Raw genomic sequence first — 24568 nt, 5'->3', positions numbered from 1 at the left:
ATCTCCCCTCGCCGCTCTCGCGGTCGATATGCGCTAGCGGCTGCGTCCGCTGAGCGAGAAAACCGAGCGGATCCGTGCCGCGACGTCCTCGGCCATGATGTCGTCGGCAAGTTTCGGGTCGGCGGCCATACTGGTTACGTCGAAGGCGCTGACGGCAATCACCGAGCCGTCGTCGACCGAAGCCGCGTCAACCCTGATTTTGGCGACGTTGCGGTCCTTTTGGAAACCGAGTCCCTTCTCAATCGAAACCACGCGAATTGTCAGCACTACCCGCGGCAGCACGGTGTCGCGCATCGTTGCATTGATGGCGGCATTGACGCGCTCGTTGATCCCGGCAAGCAGCTCGGCGGGGATGTTCGGGCCGGAGAGAACGACAGCGCTGCGCACATCATAGAGCGGTGCCTTCGGCTTGTTGGCCGAGAGGCTGCCGCAGGCCGTCAGCGCAATACAGACGAGCACGGTCCGGCAAGAACTCGATCTCAGCCAATCCATCGCAAAATCCCGCACCACCCCGTTGGAGTCGCAGATTTCGCCATAATGTCTGAGAAGGCAATATGTTTCAGGCGCTTAGGGCGAAAAAAACATCCGCTGCCGCCTTGAACTCGGCAAAGCGCTTGGCTCTTCGCTCCTCGGCTTCCTCGTCCCGCCCCCAATGCTCGATCGTCCAGTCTTCGTCGAGATGAGCAAGCGACCACGTCGCCTCCGCCGTCAGCCGGCCCTCGGCAAACGCGAGCGCCAGGATCGCCGAGCCGGTCAGCGTCGTGACCGTATGGAGGGCAGCGAGCGCCATGGGACTCTGATGCCGCGCCAGTGTCACGGCGAAGGCCGCGGTCGCCTCTCGCGGCTGTTCGTGAGGCATCACCCCTTCGACGAGGATGAAACGGGCGCCGAGATCATGGGCCGCCCAGTCGATTACCGGGTCCCAACGCTCCCTCTGGCGCTCGACCAACAGCTCCGGCGTGTCGGCGCGGTAGCAGATGAGGTCGCTCGAGGAAAAGCGGAGAATGTCTTCGAAAATGGCCTGCGTATTGGTTGCCACGCCATCGAGCGCGGTGTTGACCAGCCGGGTCACCGGCATGGTGACCGGATCGATTTCCTCGCCCTGCCCACGCCATTCGGCGGCGACAAGCTGTGCGAGCGCCACTGTGGGAACGGCAAGAACCTGCCGTGCCGGCGTGCGCACCGACTTGCCGTCGAGCGTGATCGCGAAGCTGCCCTCGTGCTCGGCGACCGCCACGTCGGTATAGAAACGCTTCGGCAGCGGCTTCTTCATCTGGATCTGCGCCCGACGGATGGGATCGGGATGGCTCAGACCCTCGGAAAGATCGTTCAGCAGATCGCGCATGGGCTCACCTCAAGAAAAATGGCGCAATATCTCGTTCGGATGATAGGCGATCGCATCGGCGCCGTTGGCGATCAGTTCATCCACGCTGGCATAGCCCCAGGCAACACCGATCGCTTTTGCGCCGGCAGCCTTTGCCATTTGCATATCGTAAACCGCATCGCCAATGACAATGGTATCGGCGGCATTCATCCCGGTTTCGTCGCAACATTCCGTCACCATTGCCGGATGCGGCTTGGAGGGGCAGTCGTCGGCGGTGCGCGCAACGACGAAATGCCTGTCGAAGCCGTGCGTGTCCATTACGAGCTTCAAACCGCGGCGGGATTTACCCGTCACCGCCCCGATCAGCAGATCCTCGCGGCCGCTGATCGCATCGATCATCTCGCGGATTCCGGCAAACAGCGGCTCCCGGTACTCGAGATCCTGACGCACGATGGTAAACAGCGATTTGTAATGCGCCGTCATCTCGACGTCTTCCTGCTCGACGTGCGGCTTGCCCTGCATGCGGGCTATGGCGATATCCAGCGACAGGCCGATAATGGCCTTGGTGTCCTCAAATCGCGGCTCAGCCTTGCCGAACTTCTCGAAGGTGCGCCGCATGGTTTCATGGATAAGCCCGGCACTGTCGACCAAGGTGCCGTCGCAATCAAAAAGCGCAAGTTTCATTCTTGGTCGTCCAGGATGGGAGCCGAATTTTCATCGAAGCCGAGCAGGTTCCAGCTCTGCACCATATGCGGCGGCAGAGGCGCGGTGACGCGCAGGCGCCCCCCTGAGGGATGCGGGATGTCGATATGGCGGGCGTGCAGGTGCAGCCGCTTCTGGATACCGCCGGGAAAATCCCAGTTCGGATCGTCGTCGAAATATTTGGGATCGCCTATGATCGGATGGCCGATATGCAAGGCATGGACACGCAGCTGGTGCGTGCGCCCTGTATAGGGCTCCATCTCCAGCCAGGCGAGACGTTGCGCCGCCGTCTCGACGATGCGGTAGTAGGACACGGCATGATCGGCGCCGTCTTCGCCATGCTTGGCGATGCGCATGCGGTCGCCATCAGCGGTCGGCTCTTTGACGAGCCAGGTCGAAATCTTGTCCTCACGCTTGCGCGGCACGCCTTTGACCAGAGACCAATAGGTCTTCTTCGTATCGCGCTCGCGGAAGGCGGCGGTCAGCTTCTGTGCCGCACCCCGGGTACGGGCGATGACGAGCACGCCTGACGTATCGCGGTCGAGGCGGTGGACGAGCCGCGGCTTCTCGCCCTTCGGGCTGGTCCAGGCCTCAAGCATCTGGTCGATATGCCTGGCGACGCCGGAGCCGCCCTGGACGGCAAGGCCGGGCGGTTTGTTGAGGACAATCACCTTTTCGTCCTCGTGCAGCACCATGCGTGACAGGAGGTCGAAATCCGTGGAATGTTTGAGATCCTTGCCGGCGATCGGCCCGGTTTTCAGCTTGGCGTCGACATCGAGCGGCGGCACGCGTACCGTCTGGCCGGGCTGCACGCGTGCATCCGATTTCACCCGTCCGCCGTCCACACGTATTTGGCCGGAGCGCAGCAGCTTCTGCAGCGGCCCGAAGCCCAGCCCGGGAAAATGAACCTTGAACCAGCGATCGAGCCGCATGCCCGCCTCGTCGGCTTCAACCTTGATATGTTCTATGCCAGCCATGAATAGTCTTTCGGAAATTGCAGCGCGGGCCAAGCCGGCGTTCTTGCCGCAGCCTTAGAGCATTTTCATGCAAAACGGAAACCGGAATCAGACCAAAGCGCGCATGATGGCGAGGCCCGCGAACACGGCCGCCATCGAAAGGCCGACGCTGGCTGCTATGTAGAGGCCGCCGGCGACAGCCTCGCCGCGCTCGAAGAGCGAGATGGCATCGAGCGAGAAAGCAGAGAAGGTGGTGAAGCCGCCGAGAAAGCCGGTGATCAGCAGCAGGCGCAGTTCCATCGATGCGTTGAACTTCCGCGCGACCAGTTCGGCGAAGACACCGATGACGAAGCAGCCGACGACATTGACGGCAAGAGTGCCCCAGGGAAAGGCCGGTCCCATGAGCTTTAGCGCCCATTGGCCGACATAATATCTGAGGACGGAACCGATTGCGCCGCCCAGCGCGACAAGGAGAGCCTGAATCATAAGCCGGATTTACCTCAGTTCGGCGACGACTCCAATGGAACCGCGCGGATTCTTGCCACTCGGTAAAATGCCAATGATTTTGTTACGATGGCACCAAGACCATGCGAATATCGTGATGGCATGACGCAGCTCCTGTCCATATCGGCCAACAGCGCCGCCATTGCCTTCGAATCGCTGAGGATCCCCCAGCGCGTCGCTACGAGCACGGCGGCGCGTGATGCAAAGCGCATCGCTGACCGGCAATTGAACGGCGGGGCGTCCGATCAGGCCGAGGAGCCCTCCAGCATCATTCAGTCGACGGAGGTGGCGCTCGACCTGATGGCAAAGGGCAACCAGCAACCACAGACAGGCCTGCGGCAGGCGCTGCAATCCTACGAGGATGTCTAACAGACAAGCCGCTTCCAATAGAAAGCCCGCGACTGTAATCGCAACCGCAGGCTCTCTGTGTGAATCGGCCGGCCCTACTTGCCCTGGGCCGGCAGCACCTGCAGCACCAGATCGACCTTGCCGGCTTTCTCGAAGCTCAGCGTCACCGGCACCGTGTCACCCTGTTTAAATGGCGTCTTCACCTTCTGAAACATCAGATGCAGGCCGCCGGGCTCGAGCTTGACCGTTTCGCCCGCGGCAATGGCGATGCCATCCTTCAGCTGGCGCATCCGCATGACATTGTCCTTGGTAGCCATCTCGTGGATCTGAACCTCGCCCGCCGCGGGCGAGCTGATGGAGAGCAGGCGATCATCCATCTTGCCGTTGTTCTTCACCGTGAAAAAGCCGCCGCCGACCGGCTGGCCGGGCAGCATCGCTTTGGCGAAGGCGCCGGAGATTTCGAGGTCGCCGGCCTTGACTGTGTCGCCGGCTGGCATTGCTGCCGACATGTCCATGCCGGGCATGGGGGACATTCCGGACATGTTCATCCCGGCCATATCGTCATGGTCGTGGCCATGATCATCACCGGCAACGATTTTCAGCAGCGGCGCCGGGCTTTTAAGCGCGTGCGGATCGCCGCCTTCTCCGGCCACCTGATCCCAGGCCGTGACCTTATCGCCGCACAGCTGCGTCACCGGAAAGGCAAGCGAGCTGCCGGCTTCGACGCCCGACACCTTGCCCTGGATGACGAAGGTATCGTAGAAATCATCGGAAAGATTGCCGTTCTTCCAGCGGATCTCGATGGCGCCCGCCTTCACCTTGTCGCCGTGATTGTCGTAGCTCTTCTGGTAATCGCCCTTGATCACCTCGAGTTCCCAGTCGGCCTTCGGCTGCGGCTTGGCGAAGACGAAGCCTTCCGGCAGTTTGACCCGCACTTCCGTGGTCGCCTTGCCATCGCAGCCGTGCGGCACCTGCAGCGTCGCAAGAATGGTGCTGTCGAGCTTCGCCTCCTTGTCGAGGAAGGTGACATGCGCCTCGGCGCCTGCGAAGGCGGTTGCGGAAAGAAGCGCGGCAAGCGCTAAAGTCTTGATTGTTTTCATCGGATATCTCCTCGCCGGCCGCGGCCCTCTTCGGGCGAACCGGCATTTTGCGTCATAGGTTGCGGAGGCAGATCAGATGAGGGTGGGAGGTCCACGCGAATTCGGTCGGCTGACGGCACTGACGGTGACAACGGCTGCAGTCTCGATTGGCGGATTGACGAGCGAGGCGAGCTTGCGCTCGAGCCACCAACCCGCATCCGGCGTCGGCAGGATCACCGATGCAGACAGCCGGCAGGCTTCGCAATTCGGCTTGAAGCCGACAGTCTTGCCTCCGGCCTCCTTCACGGTGACGCAGAGCGAGGCAAAGCTGCCGTCGGGCAGCACGTAGGCCGCGGCATCATAACCATCGGAAGCGACAGTCTGCGGCGCTTGATGGGTGAATCCGAGCAAAAGTAGGCCCAAGGCGCAAAGCATGCGCAGGAAGAGCGTCGCTTTCAGTCCTGTCTGCCGCATGAGATCCCCTTCAACAGCATGTCGCGATAGCCGTTTTCCCAGCCGAATGCAAAAGCAGATTTGCCGCAGATCGCGCCCTTCCCTGACTTTGGCGACAAAAATTTGTCAGGTCACGACATTTGGCCTTGCCAAGCGCTGCGCCCGCCGGATAATTGCGGCCAACCCTGTTGGGAGAATCCGGTGCTTCTGCCACCGGTGCCGAAGGAGCAACCGCCCCGGAAACTCTCAGGCCAAAGGACCAGCAAGGGGGCAGACGGAACTCTGGAGAGAAGCGTTTTCGAAACGCTCGCCGAAGGGATAACAATCTCAGGCAAAGGGACAGAGGGGGCTCAGGAGAGAAGCGCGCAGCCGCGCCTTCAGATTTGAGCCCGCGCCTTAATAAGAGGCGCAAACCCCGGAGGCGTCGTTTGGACGATACTGCTGCCCTCAAGAAAACCCCGCTGCATGCCCTGCATCTTTCGCTCGGCGCCCGCATGGTGCCGTTTGCTGCTTACGACATGCCAGTGCAATATCCGGCGGGCGTCATGAAGGAACATCTTCATACCCGCGCCGAGGCTGGCCTCTTCGACGTCTCCCACATGGGCCAGGTCATCGTGAAGGCGAAGTCGGGCAGCTATGAGGATGCGGCGCTGGCGCTGGAAAGCCTGGTGCCGGTCGATATTCTCGGGCTCCCGGCCGGCCGCCAGCGATACGGCTTCTTTACCGACGACACCGGCGGCATCCTCGACGATCTGATGATCACCCATGTCGACGACCACCTTTTCGTTGTCGTCAACGCCGCCTGCAAGGAGGCCGATCTGGCCCATCTGCAGACCCACATCGGCGACCAGTGCGACATCACGCTTCTGAACCGCGCCTTGATCGCGCTGCAGGGACCGCGCGCGGTCGAGGTTCTCGCCGAGCTCTGGGCCGACGTCGCGGCGATGAAATTCATGGATGTGCGCCACTGCCGGCTGCACGACGTTTCCTGCCTGGTTTCGCGCTCCGGCTATAGTGGCGAGGACGGCTTCGAAATCTCCGTCCCGGCCGACAAGGCCGAAGATGTCGCTATGCGGTTGCTCGAACATCCGGACGTCCAGGCGATCGGCCTCGGCGCCCGTGACTCGCTGCGTCTGGAAGCCGGCCTTTGCCTTTATGGCAATGATATCGATACGACCACCTCGCCGGTCGAGGCAGCGCTCGAATGGGCTATGCAGAAGGCGCGGCGCACGGGCGGGGCCCGAGCCGGCGGCTTTCCGGGCTCCGGCCGCATCCTCTCCGAACTCGAAAACGGCGCCGCCCGCCGTCGTGTCGGCCTGAAGCCGGAAGGCAAGGCGCCGGTGCGCGGCCATGCCAAGCTCTACGCCGATGCCGAGGGAAAGGTCGAAATCGGTGAAGTCACGTCGGGCGGCTTCGGCCCCAGCGTCGAAGGTCCCGTCGCCATGGGCTACGTGCCCGTCTCCCATTCGACCGTAGGGACCCTTGTCTACGCCGAGGTGCGCGGCAAGTTCCTGCCGGTCACCGTCTCCGCCCTGCCCTTCGTCAAGCCGACCTACAAACGCTGAAACCCTGTTTCCCTAGAGGATATTTCCATGCTGAAATTTACCGCTGAACATGAATGGCTCGAACTTGACGGCGATGTCGCAACCGTCGGCATCACCACCTATGCCGTCGAACAGTTGGGCGATCTTGTCTTCGTCGAACTGCCTGAAGTGGGCAAGAGCTTCGCCAAGAACGACGACGCCGCAACCGTTGAATCCGTCAAGGCGGCCTCCGAGGTCTATTGTCCGCTCGATGGCGAGATCACCGCGGTCAACGAGGCGATCGTCGCCGACCCCTCGCTCATCAACTCCGACCCTCAAGGCGCCGGCTGGTTCTTCAAGCTGAAGCTCAAGAACCCCGCCGATGCCGATGGTCTGCTCGATGAGGCCGCCTACAAGGAGCTCACCGCGTAATGACGACGCCGACCGAATTCCAGTTCACCGATTATCAGCCCTACGATTTCGCCAATCGCCGTCACATCGGCCCCTCGCCGACCGAGATGACCGAGATGCTGAAGGTGATCGGCTATAACAGCCTCGACGGCCTGATCGACGCGACGCTGCCGCCCGCCATCCGTCAGAAGGCGCCGCTCGTCTGGGGCGCGCCGATGACCGAGCGCGAAGCGCTCGACAAACTGCGCGAGACGGCAAACAAGAACAAGGTGCTGGTCTCGTTGATCGGCCAGGGCTACTACGGCACGATCACGCCGCCGGTCATTCAGCGCAACATTCTGGAAAACCCCGCCTGGTACACGGCCTATACGCCCTATCAGCCTGAGATCAGCCAAGGCCGTCTCGAAGCGCTGCTCAACTATCAGACGATGATCTGCGACTTGACCGGCCTCGACGTCGCCAACGCCTCGCTGCTTGACGAGGCGACCGCCGCCGCCGAAGGCATGGCGATGGCCGAGCGCGTTTCGAAGTCGAAGGCGAAAGCCTTCTTCGTCGATGCCGATTGCCATCCGCAGACCATCGCCCTCATTCGCACCCGTGCCGAGCCGCTTGGCTGGCAGGTCATCGTCGGCAATCCCTTCACCGATCTCGATCCCGTCGACGTCTTTGGCGCGATCTTCCAATATCCCGGCACGCACGGTCACCTGCATGACTTCACCGGCCTGATTGCGCGCCTGCACCAGGCTGGCGCCATCGCAATCGTTGCCGCCGATATTCTCGCGCTGACGCTGCTGAAATCGCCGGGCGAGATGGGCGCCGATATAGCCGTCGGCTCTTCGCAGCGTTTTGGCGTTCCGGTCGGCTACGGCGGTCCGCACGCCGCCTATATGGCGGTCAAGGACGCCATCAAACGCTCCATGCCCGGCCGCCTCGTCGGCGTTTCCGTCGATGCCCGTGGCAACCGCGCCTATCGACTGTCGCTGCAGACCCGCGAACAGCACATCCGCCGGGAGAAAGCGACTTCCAACATCTGCACCGCCCAGGTGCTGCTTGCTGTCATGGCCTCGATGTATGCGGTCTTCCACGGTCCGAAGGGCATCAAGGCGATCGCCCAGCAGGTGCACCAGAAGGCCGTGCTGATGGCCAAGGGCCTGGAGAAACTCGGCTACCAGATCGAGCCGGAAAGCTTCTTCGATACGATCACTGTCGATGTCGGCCATATGCAGGGCCTGATCCTACGCGCTGCCGTCGCCGAAGGCGTCAATCTGCGCAAGGTCGGCGAAACGAAGATCGGCATGAGCCTCGACGAGCGCACGCGGCCCGCGACACTCGAAGCGGTATGGCGCGCCTTCGGCGGCAATTTCGCCGTCGCGGATTTCGAGCCTTCCTACCGCCTGCCGAAGGACCTCCTCAGGACCAGCGATTATCTCACCCACCCGATCTTCCACATGAACCGGGCTGAAAGCGAGATGACGCGGTACATCCGGCGGCTCTCCGACCGTGACCTCGCGCTCGACCGTGCGATGATCCCGCTCGGCTCCTGCACGATGAAGCTCAATGCGACGGCGGAAATGCTGCCGATCACCTGGCCGGAATTTTCCGATATCCATCCCTTCGTGCCATCGGACCAGGCGCTCGGCTATCACGAGATGCTGGATGACCTCACGGGAAAGCTATGCGCCGTCACCGGCTACGACGCCTTCTCGATGCAGCCGAATTCCGGCGCGCAAGGCGAATATGCCGGCCTGCTGACGATCCGCAACTATCATATCGCCAATGGCGACGGTCATCGCGACGTCTGCCTGATTCCGACATCGGCACACGGCACCAACCCCGCTTCCGCCCAGATGGTCGGCATGAAGGTTGTCGTCGTCAAGGTCCGTGAGAACGGCGACATCGACATGGACGACTTCCGCGCCAAGGCTGAAGAGCACGCAGCAAACCTCTCCTGCTGCATGATCACCTATCCCTCGACGCACGGCGTGTTCGAGGAGACAGTCAAGGAAATCTGCGATCTCGTGCATCAGCACGGCGGCCAGGTCTATCTCGACGGCGCCAACATGAACGCCATGGTCGGCCTGTCCCGCCCCGGTGACATCGGCTCCGACGTGTCGCACCTCAACCTGCACAAGACCTTCTGCATCCCGCATGGCGGCGGCGGCCCCGGCATGGGCCCGATCGGCGTCAAGGCGCACCTGGCGCCCTACCTCCCGGGTCATCCGGAAACCGATGGGCGGCCGGGTGCCGTATCGGCGGCGGGCTTCGGCTCGGCCTCGATCCTGCCGATCTCCTGGAGCTACTGCCTGATGATGGGCGGCGAAGGCCTGACCCAGGCGACCAAGGTGGCGATCCTCAACGCCAACTACATCGCCACCCGGCTGAAGGGCGCTTATGACGTGCTCTATAAGTCGAAGACCGGGCGCGTCGCGCATGAATGCATCATCGACACGCGTCCACTGGTCGACAGCGCAGGCGTGACCGTCGACGACGTCGCCAAGCGCCTGATCGACTGCGGCTTCCACGCACCGACCATGAGCTGGCCGGTATCAGGCACGCTGATGATCGAGCCGACGGAAAGCGAGACCAAGGCCGAGCTCGACCGCTTCTGCGAGGCGATGCTGGCGATCCGCGAGGAAGCCCGCGCCATCGAGGAAGGACGCATGGACAAGGCCAATAACCCGCTGAAAAACGCGCCGCACACCGTCGAAGACCTCGTTGGCGAATGGGATCGCCCCTACAGCCGGGAGCAGGCCTGCTTCCCACCCGGCGCCTTCCGCGTCGACAAATACTGGTCCCCAGTCAACCGCGTCGATAATGTCTACGGCGACCGCAACCTCATCTGCACCTGCCCGCCGGTGGAAAGCTACGCCGAAGCGGCGGAATGACATGACTTGGTAAGCCCTTCCTGACGAATTCGGGAGGGGCTGCCGACACTTCGGCCTTCCATGCACCGCTCGTGCCATCCCTGACACAGCCCTGCGAGGCACAGGGTTCAAATTTAACCTTTCTTAGCAAGTCTCTGTTAGCAATTCGAAATGGGCGGTTTCCACCTGTGATGGATGTTGCCGCCGACCTCTGTTTTGCGTGCGGGTTCTCATGCGTCCATCGGCTGTGCCAGCAATTCTCCTCGCCACCCTCATCCTGTCGGGATGCGCCGCAAGCTCCGGCGCCGAAGATGTGCTCACCCCTGTGCCGTCGGTGGAAACCACCAATGCCATTAGCAAGCCGAACGGCCCGATACCGGCTGCTGCTGTCGGCGACCCTGCGCCACAGGCAAGCCCCCCGCAGCAGGCGCTGAGCTGGACAGGGCCCGTTCCGGAGCCGCAAGCGCTCGCGCCAGCCGACAGGCCGGTCGGCATGCCGATGCCGACGGAAAGGCCTGTCGCGATGCTGATGCCCGATGCCCCGGATGTCGATCCTGACGCCGGCCCGAAATCCCCCAAACGCTCGCGAATCTATAGCCACCGCTTCCGCGATGCCAAACCGATCAACTTCGGCAGAACTTCGCCGAGAAAGCTTGCCGTGCATGGCGTCGACGTGTCGCGCTGGCAGGGCGAGATCGACTGGGAGACTTTGCGCCAGCAGGGCGCCAACTTCGTCTACATCAAGGCGACGGACGGGGGCGATCACCTCGACCCGATGTTTAAGAAGAATTGGCGCCGCGCCAAGGAAGCCGGGCTGAAACATGGCGCCTATCACTTCTTCTACTGGTGCCGGACAGCCGGCGAACAGGCCGACTGGTTCATCCGCAACGTTCCGAAGGAAGCCAATGCGCTCCCGCCCGTCATCGATGTCGAGTGGAACGGTGAGTCGAGCTGCAAGCGCCGCATCTCCCCGGCTCGGGTCCGGGAAAAGATGCAGGTCTTCATGGACAAGCTCGAGCGGCATTACGGCCAGCGCCCGATCATCTACACGGCGCCGGACTTCTATCGCGACAATCTGAAGGGCCAGATGCTTGACTATCCCTTCTGGCTGCGCTCGGTAGCCGCTCACCCCTCCAAGGTCTATCCCGGCCGCAAGTGGGTGTTCTGGCAGTATTCCGGCTCCGGCCTCTCCGACGGCGTCGACGGCAAGATCGACCTCAATGTGTTCAACGGCAGCGAAAGCGATTGGCACGACTGGGTAGCGTCGCGTTAATCTCGAAAGCCTGAAAGCCCATGTCCTTGCCTTCGTCACAGCCTATAACTGTGCCAAGCACCTCAAGCCATTGCGATGGCGAACTCCCTACCAGGCAATCTGCGATTCAGTCTCGTGCCGTTCTTGGAGATGATCTTCTCCGCCACTTTCCGAAACTTCTCATCGAATATCTCACCACCATTGGCGTTCGCGAAATCTGCGCGCAACTGTTCGAGTCGGTTTTTGTCCCACACCATGCGCATATGTCTCCGCTTCGGTTCCGTCAGCCGACAAAGGGGTTGAGAAGGTAATTGGTATCGTTGTAGCAATTGCCATCAAAGAGAAATCGACATGATCGCTGCAAAACCCAATTTACGTGTTTCCCGACTCTCGGCCCCGCCCATTCCTTCCGTCATCGCCTGGAGCCGCGAATATAAAGGAAACAAGGGGCCGCTCATCGATCTATCGCAAGCCGTACCCGGCTATCCCGCCCATCCGGAGATGCTTCGCCTGCTTGCCGAGGCGGCCGGACAGCAGGCGATGACAGGCTACGGTCCGATCGAAGGCGAGCCCGTGTTACGCAAGGCCTATGCAGCACATCTCGCCGCGCTTTACGGCGCCGACCTTTCCGAAGGTAATATCCACATCACCGCCGGCTGCAATCAGGCGTTCATGTGCGCGGCGATCGCCCTTGCTGGCGCGGGCGATACGGTGGCTCTCACCAATCCCTTCTATTTCAATCACGATACGACGCTGTCGATGCTGGGGATCGGACGTCGATTGGTTGAGTGCGATCCTCGCAGCGGTTTTCTGCCTAATCCGAGTTCGACCGAAGCAGCACTTGCGGCCGGCGCCAAGGTGCTGGCGGTCGTCTCACCCAACAATCCCACCGGAGCGGTATATCCGCCAAGCCTGCTGCACGAGCTTTTTGTTCTCTGCCGGAAGTATGGCACCTGGCTGATCCTTGATGAAACCTATCGCGATTTCCTGGGCGAGGATTGCGGCCGGCCGCACTCACTCCTGTCCGAGCCGGGTTGGGAGGACACGGTCGTCCTTCTTTACAGTTTTTCGAAATCCTTTTGCATCCCCGGCCACAGGCTGGGTGCCATCACGGCAGGACCCAAGCTCGTCGCCGAGATCGCCAAGGTGATGGACAATATGCAGATCTGCGCACCGCGCTCGGCTCAGATTGCCGTTGCATCGGCTATCCCCGCGCTTGCCGATTGGCGGGCCGGCAACCGGCTGGAAATCGCGCGCCGGGCGGATGCGTTAAAGCTGGTCTTTTCCAGCTTGCATGATTGGGAAATAGGAGCGATCGGCGCCTATTTCGCCTTCGTCCGCCACCCTTTCGCCGATCGATCATCTTCAGAGGTCGCCGAAAGACTCGCCAGGGAATCGGGCATCGTCTGTTTGCCGGGCGCCTATTTCGGCGAGAGACAAGAGCATTACCTCAGACTTGCCTTTGCCAATGCGGATGTTGCCTCGATAGGGCTATTGTCGGAGCGGCTCCGCTAGAACGCGGCAATCGACCTCCGCCGGAGTTCACGATAGCCGCCGCGCCAATAGATGAGCGGCCCTATGCCTTGTCGGACTTGGATGGCGCAAATATGTCCGATCAGAATCGCATGGGAATGATGGTGGAATGCCGTTTCGAGCCTGCAGTCCAGCACGGTAAGAGCGTTTTCGAGAACGGGCGCGCCAGTCCTGAGGCGATACCATCCGGCATTACCGAAGCGTTCGATGCCCTTGCGTCCGTCGAAACCTGCAAAGGATTGCGCCACCTGCTGCTGGTCGGCCGCGAGCACGTTGACACAGAAACAGCCGTACCGCTGCAATATCGGCCACGAGGAAGATGCGCGGTTGACGCTGACGATGACGGAGGGCACCTCCGCCGAAAATGAAGAGACCGAGGTTGCGGTGAAGCCGGTGTGGTTTTTTCCGTCGCCGACCGTGATCACGCTGACCGCACCCGCCAGATGACGCATCGAAAGCTTGAAATCTGCTTCGCTGATCAAAGCCGCGGCACTCATCGGGCCGGCGTCCGAGTTTCGGCAAAACGATTTGCCGGCACTGAAAGACCGAGGTTTTCGCGCAGGGTCCTTCCCTCATATTCCTCGCGGAACAGACCGCGGCGGCGAAGCTCGGGCAGGACGAGCCTCACGAAGTCGTCGAGGCTGGACGGCAGGGTCGGGAACATCAGGATAAAGCCATCGGCGGCCCGCGTCTCGAACCATTCCTCCATAAAGTCGGCGATCCGGGTGGGCGTGCCTGTAATGCCATTTCCGGTATGCTTCTCGGCATAGTGCCGGATGAGCTCGCCGACGGTATGGCCGCTCCTGACGAAACCGACCAGTTCGTCGAACAAGGCGCGTGAACCCTTCGGCGCGGCCGGAAGCCGATCCATTGGGAAGGGCTTATCGAGCGGCACGTCGCGCAAGTCCGCTTCCAGGAATTCGGAAAGCATTAACCGGCCGACATCAGGATGCATCTTGTCGATCAGATAGTCGACCTTCGCCTTTGCCTCGGCTTCCGTTTCACCGACGTTGAGAACGATGCCCGGCATGATCTTCAGGTCGTCGGCATCGCGCCCATAGGCCGGCATCCGGCTCTTGACGTTTTCGTAGAAGGCCCTGTTTCGCTCGATATTCGACGCGAGGCTGAAGACGATCTCGGCAGTGCGCGCCGCCATGTCCATTCCGGGTTCCGAACCGCCGGCCTGGGCGATGACGGGACGGCCCTGGGGCGTTCGCGCAATGTTGAGGGGTCCGCGGACCTGGAAATGCTTGCCTTTGTGATTGAGCGTGTGGTGCTTGTCCTTGTCATAATAGACACCGCTTTCGCGGTCGAGAAGCAGAGCACCTTCCTCGAAGCTGTCCCAAAGGCCGAAAACGACATCGACGAATTCGTTGCCGCGCTCATAGCGTAGCGCGTGCGGATCAAGTCCCTCGCGATTGAAGTTGTAACCGGTTTCGTCATGGTCGGAGGTGACGACGTTCCAGCAGACGCGCCCGTTGCTCAGATGGTCAATCGAGGCGAACAGGCGGGCGACATTGTATGGCTCGTAATAACTTGTCGACACCGTCGCAACGAGACCGAGATTGCTGGTCGTGACGGCCAATGCTGATAGCAGTGAGAGGGGTTCGAAACGATTCATCTTGGTCGGAATACGGGCAAGCGCATCCGGATCACCGACGGCGGCAGCCGGAGAATCCGCCATGAACATGAAATCGAACTTGGCCGCCTCGGATCGTTTGGCGACATCGAGCAGATGGGCGAAGTCATTGGCGCCGCCGACATCGCTGGCCGGATGCAGCCACGAGGCCGGATGAAAGCCGAAAGTGTAGACGAAGGTCCCAAGTTTCATCTTGTCAGTTCGCGCCATCGAGCTCTCCCCTTATGCATGCTGCCGATTGAAGGTGGCCGCTCAAATTATCACCAGGCGCAAATTTTCATCAACATCGCGGCGCTAAGGTCCTTTTTAGATTTTCTAAAACGTTCATTTGGGCGCTGACACCAAAGCCTGCTGACGGGAAAGGGCGACGAGCCAGTCGCGGAATTCGCGGCCGCGCGGCTTTTGCAGTGCCGCTCGGTCCCAGGCCAGAAAGTAGCTTTCGCGCAGCGGCATCCGCATGTCGACGGGAGTGACGAGCGTCTGCGCCTCGAGTTCATCGGTAATCATCGACATCTGCGCTAGGACGACGCCCCGCTTGTTGACGGCTGCATCGATCGCGCTGCTCGACAGGGTAAAGGAGAGGCCGGGCGTCGATGCGTCGAACGGTATACCGGCCATGGCCGCAAACTCCGCCCAGCTTGGGTAAGGCGTGAAGTGCCTTTCCCACTCGACATGCAGAAGCGGCTGGTCAAAGAGATCCCGGGCCGCGTGCGCGCGATCCGGCATCAGCGACGGCGAGCAGGCAGGCACGACCCAATCGCGAAACAGTTCCGTATAATGGTCGTGCTGCAGGACGTCCGACCCGTAGCTTACGCGGAAATCGACATCGTCGAAACCGATCCTGGGCTCCTTGTCCCGTCCAATAATTCTCACTTGAACATCGGGGTGCAGGACCTGCCAGTCGAAGATTCGCCTGCCGATCCATCTGTTGACGACGGAAGAAAGCGCGCTAAGGACCAGCGGCGTCTCGTTGCGTGCCCTTTCCAACAACTGCTGAGCGAATGCAAATTGCTCAAATCCCTTCGAAATCTCCTGATGATAAAGCCGGCCCCAGGCGGTCAGCTCAACGGTTCGCCCGCTCCGCTCCAGTAGCGAAACTCCAAGAAAACTTTCGATCTTGTGAATTTGCTGGCTGATTGCCCCCGGCGAGACCTTGAGCTCCAGTGCCGCAGCCGTCACGCCGCCGCAACGCCCCACCGCCTCGAAGGCTTGCAGACCCTTGAGCGGGATCGTCTTGAAGCGCTCATCGATCACTTGCAGAACCTCCCGTCGGGTGCGCCAACTCAATTTGCCATCGGATGAAACGTCCCTGCGAACTGGAACCGGTCGCCTGGATGGGTAATCTCGACATATGTCACCGTCCGGCCGTTCTGCCAGGTCTGCCGGATTAGGCTAAGGCACGCCTGGCCTCTTTCTGTCTCCAGCATCCGCGCCGTCGCCGGATCGGCCGAGACGGCGCGGATGACGTGTTTGGCCTTGGACCAGGGAACTTCTGCAAGCAGCCATTTGCCGGGCGGGATCGAGGCGAAGCTCTCGCCGCGCGCACGGGGGACGACGTCGAGCATGATGATCCGCCGTTCGATGGCATAGGGTCTGCCGTCCACGATATGCAGGCATTGAAGCCTGAGTATCTCCGCATCGGGGGCTTCCGACAGCTGTTTCGCGTCCGTTTCTCCAAGGCGTTCGACTTTACGTGTGAGAAGCTCGAAGCGGTGTTCGTGCCCGGCCAGTTCCGCTTCGGTGCTGATATCCTGAATATCCATTACCGTGCGGTCGATCTGGGGCGATGCAACAAACGAACCGGTCTTGCGCCTTCTGACGATCATGCCGCGCTCGACCAGAGCCGACAGTGCCTTGCTGACTGTCATGCGCGAGCATTGATATTCCGCGACCAGTTCATGTTCTATGGGAATACGATCGCCGGGCCGCCAATCGCCGCTGATGATCTTCGCCTCGATATCCATGAAAATACGCTGATAAATTGACACCAAGTCCACACCTCGTTGGGCGTCACGATCGAAGTGCCGGAGCGGTCGCGTCACACCGGCAAAGATTGCCACCACCCGGCACAATTTTTGCGTTCCTCGACTTTTACATTGACACTCTAGGCCAGCCTATATCTATTTGTATAGTCAAAAGCAGAGCATAAAAATCCGCGCATTGAAATCAAAATCGGGAACAAAACTCCTCCGTCGGAGGAATAAAACTGGAGAGATGATCATGAAGGCAAAGTCACTGCTGACGGGTCTGGTCGGCGCTGCGTTCCTGTTGGGAGCAGCCTTTTCCGCCCACGCAGCCGATACGCTGGCGGCCGTCAGGGCAGCCGGCACGCTCAAGGTTGGCACCGAAACGGCCTTCGCACCGTTTGACTATATCGATGCCGGTGAACATACGGGCCTGAACGTCGACCTTTTTGCCGAGATCGGCAAGGAACTTGGCGTCAAGATCGAGTGGGTGGCACTTCCCTGGGACGGCGTCTTCCCCGCGCTTGAAGCCGGCAAGTTCGATGTCGTCGCAGGTCCTGCAACGATCACCAAGAAGCGCATGGAGCGCTATCGCTTCACGCCGCCGATCGCCGAAGCGACGATTGCCATCCTCAAGAAAGCCGGCGACACAACGATCAGCAAGCCGGAAGACATTGCCGGCAAGACGATTGGTGTCGGCAAGGCAACTGCCCAGCTCGACCAGCTGAAGGAATTCTCCGACACGCTGCCGACCAAAGTCGATGTGCGCGAATATCCTGCCTTCACTGAGACCTACGCCGATCTCGCAGCCGGCCGTATTGCCGGCGTTGCCAATTCGCTCCCGAACATCGCCTTTGTCGCCAGCCAGCGAAAGGGCACTTTCGAAGTCGTCCTGCCGCCTTTCGGAAAGAAGTCCTATTTCGGCTTCATCGGTCTCAAGGACGCCGATCACGCCCCGCTGATGGACGCGATCGATGCCGCAATGCTCAAGATAAAGGCAGACGGGCGTATGGCGGAGCTGCAAAAGAAGTGGTTCGGTGCGTCATTCGACACGCCTGACGCTGTCAAAGATCCGGCATTCTGATCATTGCCGGTGAGATGCCCGCGCCCCGCCATCGGTCGGGGCGCAATTTGCCGTGGAACAGACGTCACGGCCGCAGCACGCAGGCAAGCACCGCCCATGTCCACCAAACTTTTCGAGCTTCTTCTGCAAGCTTCGATCTACACCGTTACGATCAGCGTAGTTTCGATTCTGATCGGCTTTGCGATCGCGATCATTGTTTCCGCGATGCTCCTTTCGCGGCAACTACTTTTCGTGTTGCCGGGGAAGATTTTCATCAGCTTCTTTCGCGGCGTGCCGCTGCTGGTGCAGCTGTTGCTGATCTATAACCTTCTGCCGGTGATCGGCATCAACGTGCCGAGTATCGTTGCGGCGATCGTTGGCCTTTCGCTGTGCACGGCTGCCTATCAGGCTGAAAATCTACGCGGCGGGTTTGTCAGCGTTCCGTCGGGCCTTGTCGAGTCCGCCGAGATGGTCGGCCTCACGCCCATGCAGATCTTCCGCCGGATCAAGGCGCCGATCGCTCTGCGGCTGACCTTTCCGGCGCTCGTCAACGAAGCGATCCTTATTTTGAAGGCTTCTTCGCTGGTCTCCGTTGTCGGGATCATCGAGCTGACGCGCATGGCCCAGGACCTTGCCGGCAGTACCTTTCTGCCGCTCGAAATCTTCGCTTCCGCCGGTCTGATCTACCTCGCCATCAATTGGATCGTAGCGCTTGCCGGCGGTCTGATCGAACGCTCCCTGCCGGGAGTACCGCAGTGACCTTCGATATCAATGTGATTTTCAGCCATTTGCCGGAGATCGCCAGCGGTGCCTTCGTGACGATCGTTATCTGGATCGTCGCGGCTCTTGCCGCTGCCGTTCTGGGTTTCCTTGTCGCTGTCGCGCGGCGTTTTGGCGGGGTGCTCTTGGACAGGGCGTTCGGCATTGTCATCGCAGTGCTGCGCGGCACGCCCTTCCTCATTCAGATATTCCTCGTCTACTACGGGGGCCCCTTCATCGGATTGTCGCTCAATCCGATCCCGGCAGGCGTCGTTGGCCTTTCCATCTACGGCGCGGCCTATTTCAGCGAGATATTCCGCTCGGGCTTTGCCGCCGTCCCGAAGGGGCATATCGAAGCGGGTCTATGCGTTGGCCTGACACACACGCAGATCGTCAGGCGCATATTGCTGCCTGAGATGACCATGCTGGTGCTGCCGCCATCGCTCAACATGACGATCATCCTCATGAAGGAGACGGCCGTGTTGTCGATCATCACCGTGCCGGAACTGACGGCAACACTGAGCGCCATCGGATCGCAGCAATATGCATTTGTCGAAGCGCTTTTTGTCCTCGCCCTCTTCTACTGGGCGCTGGTCGAAATCACCGGCTGGCTCGGTCGTCTCGCCGAAACGAAACTCACCAGATTCAGGTTTTTCAACATATGAGCGTTCCCGCGATTGCAGTCAAAAATCTTGTCAAGACGTTTGGCGATTCCACCGTGCTGAACGGTATCGATCTTGATATTTCCCAGGGACAGGTTTCCTGCGTGATCGGTCCATCGGGATCAGGCAAGAGCACGCTGCTGCGCTGCATGGCGTTTCTGGAAGAACCGACAAAGGGTACCATTGCCGTCAATGGCGAGGTGCTCGGCTTTGCGGAAAATGCGAATGGCGTAAGGGAGCGGTTGCCGGCTGCCGCCAATCGCCGGATTCGCGCCCAGATCGGCATGGTTTTTCAGCAGTTCAATCTCTGGCCACACATGACGGCGCTCGGCAACGTCAGCGAGGCGCTGAAGACGGTTCACAAAAAGAACCGCAAGGAGGCAGAGGAACGGGCAATGGCTCAACTCGCCAAGGTCGGTCTCGAGGGTCGGGCAAACCACTATCCGTCACAGCTCTCGGGAGGACAGCAGCAGCGTGTCGCTATCGCGCGGGCCCTGGCTCTCAACCCGAAGATCATCCTCTTTGACGAACCAACCTCATCACTCGATCCCGAACTGACCGGCGAGGTGCTGAACGTCATGCGCGATCTCGCCGCCGAAGGCATGACAATGGTCGTCGTTTCCCACGAGATCGGGTTTGCCGCAACGGTCGGCCAGCAGATCATCTTTCTCGATCACGGCAAGGTGCTGTTCACCGGTCCGCCCCAAGAGGTTTTCAAGCGACCGAGAAACCCGCGCCTCGAGCAGTTTCTTGATACCTATATCGATCGCGGAGCCTCGATGTTGCTGTGATGCTCATCCCACTTGATCCGTCCAAGCGTTTTGGTCCTGTAGGTTTGTCCCGGCTGCGCGCCGTGCCAATGCGAAGCACATCTGACGGCATGGTTGCGTACCCATAGGTCTTTGCTAACGCAACGCCTTCAGCATTCCCTAAATCCTTGCGGGTAAAAAACGACGATCCAGTTCTGGGGAAAAGGCTGATGAGCATATCGACTATTGCAGGCACTGCTCTTTTGGGAATGCGGGCACAGACGACACGGATCAGCGCGATCGCCAGCAACGTCGCAAACAGAAGCACCCCTGGTTATAACAGGCTGAACACCAGCCTCACCTCCGTTGCCTCAGGCAGCGTCGAGGCCGTCGTCGGTCCGACGGATTCGGATGTCGATGCGGCCACCGAACTCACCGACCTGATCGAAGCCGAGCAGAGCTACAATGCGAACGCCATGGTCTTCGAGACCGGCGCTGACATCTGGGAAATGCTGATGAGCATCAAGCGCGACTAGGCAATCCTCAAAGCCATGGCCCTATTCGTTACTCTATTTTCACACGTGCCGATCCGCATTTTGGGATCGCCCATTGGTGCACAAATACCATTTCAGGAAGTATGCCGCTTGCGTCACGTTGCCTTGCCAGTCCTTCTGCATTTGGCCCTCGTGACCAGTGCAGGTGCCAGCGAAGACCTGTCCGGTGTTTGGCGCGACCTGTTCACACGATGTCGAATTTCCATGGAGAACGGCAAAGACTTTAATGCAACAGGATTACGCGACCTTGGCCGTCACCTCAGGACGGTAGCCCCCTTGACCGCTCCTGGAGTACCCTTTCCACTGACATCTGGATACCAGGAGGCTGAATGGCGCTGGGAAGTGCCGGGATCTCGTTTCGTGGTCGTGGAAGGCGAGCATCCATCCGATCGTGGCAAATCAAAACGCTCGTGCGAGATCAAACTCGCGGAGAAAGCAGAGCCGATCTCCACGGACGAGGAAAAGCTACTGAGGGCGACATTTCTCGTGGAACGGGATAAACTCCTGGTCACTGGAGGCTATGAATATTGGAACCCGGATCCGTTATTTTCTACCAATCTCGGTATTCGGCTGGCCCGTAAGAACCCCCACGGCTGCCGCGTCGTCTCTTTCCTAGACATCGACACGCGATCCGACTCGCAGCCGTTTTTTATGACAGGTTCCGCTGAGCAGGACACAATATGCGGCGCGGCGCCTCGCCTTGCTCGTCCATAAGCAAGACACAGGCCCGCGACCGTTTGGAAGCAGTTGATGGAGAATTCCCCATCAGCCTAAAGGGGCTATCAGGAATGCGCCGGCTCGCTCTGGCGCTGTGCGGCAAGGGCCGCAAGATCGGCAGGTTTCAGCTCGACGGATTCGCCGCAGCCGCAGGCCGATGTCTGGTTGGGATTGGTGAAGGTGAAGCCGGAGCGGAGCGTCGTCTGCTCGAAGCCCATTTCGGTGCCGAGAAGATAGAGCACGGCTGACGGTTCGACCCAGACTTTGGCGCCGTCGCGCTCGATCAGATCATCCTTGGCATTCGGCTCGGTCACCAGATCAATGGTGTACTCCATCCCGGCGCAGCCGCCCTTCTTGATGCCGACACGAATGCCCTTGGCTTCCGGTCCGGAATTTTCGACGATCGCCTTGACGCGGGCGGCAGCCCCTTCCGTCATGCTCATCACTGCAAAGCCCATCGGCTTTTTCTCCTTCCACAACCGGGGTCAAGATCCGGTGCTTCGTGAATCAAATGTAGTCGCCCGAGGTAAACGGATCAATACCGTGGTACTGCGCCAGTACCATCGCCTGCTCAGTACCAGCCGACGGCGACCTGGGCCTCTTCCGACATGCGGTCCGGCGTCCACGGCGGGTCGAAGGTCATTTCGACCTCGACGCCCGACACGCCCTCGACGGCGCCGACGGCGTTTTCGACCCAGCCAGGCATTTCGCCGGCAACCGGGCAGCCGGGCGCGGTGAGCGTCATCATGATCTTCACCATCCGGTCGTCCTCGATGTCGATCTTGTAGACCAGACCGAGTTCGAAGATGTCGGCGGGGATTTCGGGGTCATAGACGGTCTTCAGCGCGGCAATGACGTCATCGCTGAGCCGCGCCAGTTCATCGGCCGGGATGCTGGAGCGCACGATGCCTTCGCGCACATCGATCTTCTGTTCGCTTTCGTCCAGGCTCATCACGGACACTCCTCAGGCAAAGAACTTGCGCGCATAGTCAAGCGCATCGGCCAGGGCATCGACCTCGGCGCGGGTATTGTACATGCCGAACGATGCACGGCATGTGGAGGTGACGCCGAAGCGTTTCAAGAGCGGCATGGCACAATGGGTGCCGGCCCGCACGGCAATGCCCTGCCGGTCGATTACCATCGAGACGTCATGGGCGTGAATGCCTGCCAGTTCGAAGGAAAAAATGCTCCCCTTGCCGGGTGCTGTCCCGAACATCCGCAGCGAATTGACCGACCGGAGGCGCTCGGTCGCGTAAGCTGCGAGGTCGGCCTCATGCCGGGCGATTGCCTCGCGGCCGACCTTCTCCATATAGTCGAGGGCGTAACCGAGCCCGATCGCCTGCACGATCGGCGGCGTGCCGGCTTCGAAGCGATGTGGCGGATCGTTGTAGGTGACCGAGTCCTCGGCGACTTCGAAGATCATCTCGCCGCCGCCCTGGAAGGGGCGCATCTGCGAGAGCCGCTCCTTCTTGCCGTAGAGAATGCCGATTCCCGACGGGCCGTAGAGCTTGTGGCCTGTCATGACATACCAGTCGCAGTCGATATCCTGCACGTCGACCGGCAGGTGCACGGCGCCCTGGCTGCCGTCGATCAGCACCGGGATGCCGCGTTCATGGGCAATGCGGCAGACTTCCTTGACCGGAACAATCGTGCCGAGCGCATTCGACATATGGGTAATGGCGACAAGCTTGGTACGCTCCGTCAGGCTCTTCTCAAAATCCTCGATATGGAAGGCGCCTTCCTCATCGACCGGCACCCAGACCAGCTTGGCGCCCTGGCGCTCGCGGATGAAGTGCCAGGGCACGATATTGGAATGGTGCTCCATGATCGTCAGGACGATCTCGTCGCCTTCGCCGATCTTAGGCATGCCCCAGCCATAGGCGACAGTATTGATCGCTTCGGTCGAATTCTTGGTGAAGACGATGTCGTTGACATCAGGCGCGTTGAGGAAGTGGCGGACCTTCTCGCGCGCTCCCTCATAAGCATCCGTCGCGGCATTGGAGAGGTAATGCAGCCCGCGATGCACATTCGCATATTCATGGGCGTAAGCATGCGAGATGGCGTCGATCACCGCCTGCGGCTTCTGCGCCGACGCGCCGTTGTCGAGATAGACCAGCGGCTTGCCGTGCACCTTCTCCGCCAGGATCGGAAAATCCCGGCGGATGGCTTCGACGTCGTACTCAGTGGCCGGAACTATCTTGTCCATGGCATTTATCCGATCAGGCGTGCTTTTCGAGCCAGGCCGAGATCACGCCTTCCAGCGCTTCGACCAGGGCCTCGTCTTCCAGTTCCTCGACAATCTCGGCGACGAAAGCATTGACGAGCATCGCCCGCGCCTTGTTTTCCGGAATGCCGCGCGCCATCAGGTAATAGAGATGATTGGCGTCGATATCGGTCACCGTCGCCCCATGGCCGCACTGCACGTCGTCGGCGAAGATCTCGAGCTCCGGCTTCACCGAGAATTCGGCGTCGTCGGACATCAAGAGCGTGTTGCAGGCCATCTTGGCGTCGGTCTTCTGGGCGTCAGGCGCAACCCGGATCATGCCCTGGAAGACGCCCTTTGCGCGGTCGAAGACGACGTTGCGGATCACTTCGGTCGAACCGGTATGCGGCACATCGTGGCCGAGCACCATTGTCACATCGGTATGGCTCTCGGCCCCGAGCAGATTGATGCCGCGCAGCGTCAGATCGGCGCCCTCGCCCGTCACCTTGATATTCAGTTCCTGGCGCACCAGCTTGCCGCCGGCGTTGATGACGAACAGGCGAAGCTTGGCACCGGCGCCGAGATCGACGCGGATCTGGCCGAGATGCGTATCCTCGGCGCCCTGCTGCTGCAGGATGATCCAGGTCAACTCCGTGCCCTCGCCCACAGTGATGTCACTGACGTGGGACACGAAGGCGGCATCACCCGTCACCGCATGGTGACGCTCGATGACGGTTCCCTTGACGCCGGCCCCAAAGGAAACCGGAAGGCGCGTATGCGTCTGCCCGCCGGCATGGATGAACTGGATTTCCAGCGGCTTCTCAAGCTCGGTTTCATCTGGCATGTCTAGGACATAGCCGTCGCGCACGAAGCTTCCGTTGATCCGCCCGACAGCGTCGTCGCTGCCCAACGCATCGAGCCTTTCCGCAGCGGAACCATCGATCAGCCGTTCGGAATAGGCCGAAAGCCCAAGACCATCGACGGTCACCTTCTGATTGGCATGGCCCTGGAAGACCGCCAGCACCGAGGAACCGGCAACGACCGGCTCAAGTGCGTTGGAGCCGGCATCACCCACTTGCGCCGGCACGGAACGCAGCAGGTTCTTGAGATCGGTATAGTGCCAGGCTTCGATTCGGCGGGTCGGCAGGCCGGCCTTCTTCAAATCATCGAGAAGCCGGTCACGCAGCGCTATCACTGCACCATTGCCGGGCAGGTCACCGATCTGATGGTTGAAGGCCTCGATCAGCGCCGTTTCGGCCGCGGTGAGACGGCTCGTCGTCTGCATGTTCATGGACGTTGTCCTTTCCAC

At 60.6% G+C, this 24568-nt stretch carries 26 protein-coding genes, 3 pseudogenes and 2 riboswitches; of the genes and pseudogenes, 13 read left to right on the top strand and 16 right to left on the bottom strand.

The genetic code is table 11. The features are described from left to right. Nucleotides 1-33: 33 nt before the first annotated feature. The 5 genes from FHT70_RS08850 to crcB form a co-directional block, all read right to left on the bottom strand. Nucleotides 34-492, bottom strand: a complete 459-nt coding sequence (locus tag FHT70_RS08850; RefSeq protein WP_183700359.1) for a hypothetical protein — start codon at nt 490-492, stop codon at nt 34-36. Between the two features lie 67 nt (nt 493-559). Continuing rightward, the gene (locus FHT70_RS08845) at nt 560-1345 is read right to left on the bottom strand and encodes an ATP12 family chaperone protein (protein ID WP_183700357.1); all 786 of its coding nucleotides are present in this window, start codon (nt 1343-1345) and stop codon (nt 560-562) included. 9 nt (nt 1346-1354) lie between these two features. Then, nucleotides 1355-2008 (bottom strand): HAD-IA family hydrolase, encoded by a 654-nt coding sequence (locus FHT70_RS08840; protein ID WP_097599298.1) that lies wholly within the window; start codon nt 2006-2008, stop codon nt 1355-1357. Next, the gene (locus FHT70_RS08835) at nt 2005-3003 is read right to left on the bottom strand and encodes an RluA family pseudouridine synthase (RefSeq protein WP_085778268.1); all 999 of its coding nucleotides are present in this window, start codon (nt 3001-3003) and stop codon (nt 2005-2007) included. Before FHT70_RS08835 ends, FHT70_RS08840 begins: the two co-directional genes overlap by 4 nt. Nucleotides 3004-3090: 87 nt before the next feature. Further along, the gene (gene crcB / locus FHT70_RS08830) at nt 3091-3468 is read right to left on the bottom strand and encodes a fluoride efflux transporter CrcB (RefSeq protein WP_097599297.1); all 378 of its coding nucleotides are present in this window, start codon (nt 3466-3468) and stop codon (nt 3091-3093) included. 120 nt (nt 3469-3588) lie between these two features. Here crcB and FHT70_RS08825 point away from each other — a divergent pair, with 120 nt between their 5' ends. Next, a complete protein-coding gene (locus tag FHT70_RS08825) occupies nt 3589-3855 on the top strand; it encodes a hypothetical protein (RefSeq protein ID WP_183700452.1) in 267 nt (88 codons plus the stop codon). Between the two features lie 74 nt (nt 3856-3929). Here FHT70_RS08825 and FHT70_RS08820 read toward each other — a convergent pair whose 3' ends face one another. Both FHT70_RS08820 and FHT70_RS08815 read right to left on the bottom strand, forming a co-directional pair. Beyond that, nucleotides 3930-4934 carry a copper chaperone PCu(A)C gene (locus tag FHT70_RS08820; protein ID WP_183700355.1) on the bottom strand — a complete coding sequence of 335 codons (1005 nt, stop codon included), beginning with the start codon at nt 4932-4934 and terminating at the stop codon, nt 3930-3932. 72 nt (nt 4935-5006) lie between these two features. Then, nucleotides 5007-5387 carry a hypothetical protein gene (locus FHT70_RS08815; protein ID WP_183700353.1) on the bottom strand — a complete coding sequence of 127 codons (381 nt, stop codon included), beginning with the start codon at nt 5385-5387 and terminating at the stop codon, nt 5007-5009. A 158-nt stretch (nt 5388-5545) separates the two neighbouring features. Further along, nucleotides 5546-5638, top strand: a riboswitch (glycine riboswitch). After that, nucleotides 5639-5719, top strand: a riboswitch (glycine riboswitch). 75 nt (nt 5720-5794) lie between these two features. On the opposite strand from FHT70_RS08815, the gene gcvT reads away from it, so the two are divergent. The 5 genes and pseudogenes from gcvT to FHT70_RS30245 all read left to right on the top strand — a co-directional run. Continuing rightward, nucleotides 5795-6931 carry a glycine cleavage system aminomethyltransferase GcvT gene (gene gcvT / locus FHT70_RS08810; RefSeq protein ID WP_183700351.1) on the top strand — a complete coding sequence of 379 codons (1137 nt, stop codon included), beginning with the start codon at nt 5795-5797 and terminating at the stop codon, nt 6929-6931. Between the two features lie 27 nt (nt 6932-6958). Beyond that, entirely contained in the window at nt 6959-7321 is a 363-nt protein-coding gene (gcvH, locus tag FHT70_RS08805; protein ID WP_064802805.1) for a glycine cleavage system protein GcvH, read from the top strand. After that, entirely contained in the window at nt 7321-10185 is a 2865-nt protein-coding gene (gene gcvP / locus FHT70_RS08800; RefSeq protein ID WP_183700349.1) for an aminomethyl-transferring glycine dehydrogenase, read from the top strand. Before gcvH ends, gcvP begins: the two co-directional genes overlap by 1 nt. 211 nt (nt 10186-10396) lie before the next feature. Beyond that, nucleotides 10397-11437 carry a GH25 family lysozyme gene (locus tag FHT70_RS08795; protein ID WP_183700347.1) on the top strand — a complete coding sequence of 347 codons (1041 nt, stop codon included), beginning with the start codon at nt 10397-10399 and terminating at the stop codon, nt 11435-11437. Beyond that, nucleotides 11436-11537, top strand: a pseudogene (locus FHT70_RS30245) (IS481 family transposase); the annotation flags it as partial. The gene FHT70_RS08795 and the pseudogene FHT70_RS30245, both read left to right, overlap by 2 nt. A 7-nt stretch (nt 11538-11544) precedes the next feature. On the opposite strand, the pseudogene FHT70_RS08790 reads toward FHT70_RS30245, so the two are convergent. Then, nucleotides 11545-11673, bottom strand: a pseudogene (locus FHT70_RS08790) (agmatinase); the annotation flags it as partial. 94 nt (nt 11674-11767) lie between these two features. On the opposite strand from FHT70_RS08790, the gene FHT70_RS08785 reads away from it, so the two are divergent. Further along, the gene (locus FHT70_RS08785) at nt 11768-12931 is read left to right on the top strand and encodes an aminotransferase (protein ID WP_183700345.1); all 1164 of its coding nucleotides are present in this window, start codon (nt 11768-11770) and stop codon (nt 12929-12931) included. Here the strand turns inward: FHT70_RS08785 and FHT70_RS08780 are convergent. From FHT70_RS08780 to hutC, 4 genes and pseudogenes are all read right to left on the bottom strand, one after another. Next, a pseudogene (locus tag FHT70_RS08780) lies at nt 12908-13446 on the bottom strand (flavin reductase family protein). The gene FHT70_RS08785 and the pseudogene FHT70_RS08780 sit on opposite strands and share 24 nt — an antisense overlap. After that, nucleotides 13443-14798 carry an LLM class flavin-dependent oxidoreductase gene (locus FHT70_RS08775; protein ID WP_183700341.1) on the bottom strand — a complete coding sequence of 452 codons (1356 nt, stop codon included), beginning with the start codon at nt 14796-14798 and terminating at the stop codon, nt 13443-13445. The pseudogene FHT70_RS08780 and the gene FHT70_RS08775 overlap by 4 nt, the downstream one beginning before the upstream one ends. A gap of 114 nt (nt 14799-14912) precedes the next feature. Continuing rightward, the gene (locus FHT70_RS08770; RefSeq protein WP_183700339.1) at nt 14913-15842 is read right to left on the bottom strand and encodes a LysR family transcriptional regulator; all 930 of its coding nucleotides are present in this window, start codon (nt 15840-15842) and stop codon (nt 14913-14915) included. Between the two features lie 29 nt (nt 15843-15871). Continuing rightward, on the bottom strand, nt 15872-16579 hold the full coding sequence (gene hutC / locus FHT70_RS08765; protein WP_097599287.1) for a histidine utilization repressor: 708 nt from the start codon (nt 16577-16579) through the stop codon (nt 15872-15874). Between the two features lie 229 nt (nt 16580-16808). Here hutC and FHT70_RS08760 point away from each other — a divergent pair, with 229 nt between their 5' ends. The 6 genes from FHT70_RS08760 to FHT70_RS08735 all read left to right on the top strand — a co-directional run bounded on the left by FHT70_RS08760 (nt 16809) and on the right by FHT70_RS08735 (nt 21053). Further along, a complete protein-coding gene (locus tag FHT70_RS08760; RefSeq protein WP_183700337.1) occupies nt 16809-17636 on the top strand; it encodes a transporter substrate-binding domain-containing protein in 828 nt (275 codons plus the stop codon). Between the two features lie 96 nt (nt 17637-17732). Then, nucleotides 17733-18374 (top strand): amino acid ABC transporter permease, encoded by a 642-nt coding sequence (locus tag FHT70_RS08755; RefSeq protein ID WP_183700335.1) that lies wholly within the window; start codon nt 17733-17735, stop codon nt 18372-18374. Next, nucleotides 18371-19039 (top strand): amino acid ABC transporter permease, encoded by a 669-nt coding sequence (locus FHT70_RS08750; protein ID WP_097599285.1) that lies wholly within the window; start codon nt 18371-18373, stop codon nt 19037-19039. Before FHT70_RS08755 ends, FHT70_RS08750 begins: the two co-directional genes overlap by 4 nt. Further along, nucleotides 19036-19827, top strand: coding sequence for an amino acid ABC transporter ATP-binding protein (locus tag FHT70_RS08745; protein WP_183700333.1), 792 nt, complete (start codon nt 19036-19038; stop codon nt 19825-19827). The genes FHT70_RS08750 and FHT70_RS08745 overlap by 4 nt, the downstream gene beginning before the upstream one ends. A gap of 188 nt (nt 19828-20015) precedes the next feature. Beyond that, a complete protein-coding gene (locus FHT70_RS08740) occupies nt 20016-20321 on the top strand; it encodes a flagellar basal body rod C-terminal domain-containing protein (protein ID WP_183700331.1) in 306 nt (101 codons plus the stop codon). A 108-nt stretch (nt 20322-20429) separates the two neighbouring features. Continuing rightward, entirely contained in the window at nt 20430-21053 is a 624-nt protein-coding gene (locus tag FHT70_RS08735) for a hypothetical protein (RefSeq protein WP_183700450.1), read from the top strand. Nucleotides 21054-21121: 68 nt separating this feature from the next. Here the strand turns inward: FHT70_RS08735 and sufA are convergent, their stop codons facing one another. The 4 genes from sufA to sufD all read right to left on the bottom strand — a co-directional run bounded on the left by sufA (nt 21122) and on the right by sufD (nt 24550). Beyond that, nucleotides 21122-21514 (bottom strand): Fe-S cluster assembly scaffold SufA, encoded by a 393-nt coding sequence (gene sufA, locus FHT70_RS08730; protein WP_183700329.1) that lies wholly within the window; start codon nt 21512-21514, stop codon nt 21122-21124. Nucleotides 21515-21627: 113 nt separating this feature from the next. Continuing rightward, entirely contained in the window at nt 21628-22008 is a 381-nt protein-coding gene (locus FHT70_RS08725) for an SUF system Fe-S cluster assembly protein (protein WP_183700327.1), read from the bottom strand. Nucleotides 22009-22020: 12 nt separating this feature from the next. Further along, the gene (locus FHT70_RS08720; RefSeq protein ID WP_183700325.1) at nt 22021-23262 is read right to left on the bottom strand and encodes a cysteine desulfurase; all 1242 of its coding nucleotides are present in this window, start codon (nt 23260-23262) and stop codon (nt 22021-22023) included. 13 nt (nt 23263-23275) lie between these two features. Continuing rightward, entirely contained in the window at nt 23276-24550 is a 1275-nt protein-coding gene (gene sufD / locus FHT70_RS08715) for a Fe-S cluster assembly protein SufD (RefSeq protein WP_183700323.1), read from the bottom strand. Nucleotides 24551-24568: the final 18 nt, after the last annotated feature.

The sequence above is a fragment of the Rhizobium sp. BK049 genome (assembly GCF_014193135.1).
GTDB lineage: Bacteria > Pseudomonadota > Alphaproteobacteria > Rhizobiales > Rhizobiaceae > Rhizobium.
This window is presented reverse-complemented; position numbering and strand designations above follow the sequence as displayed.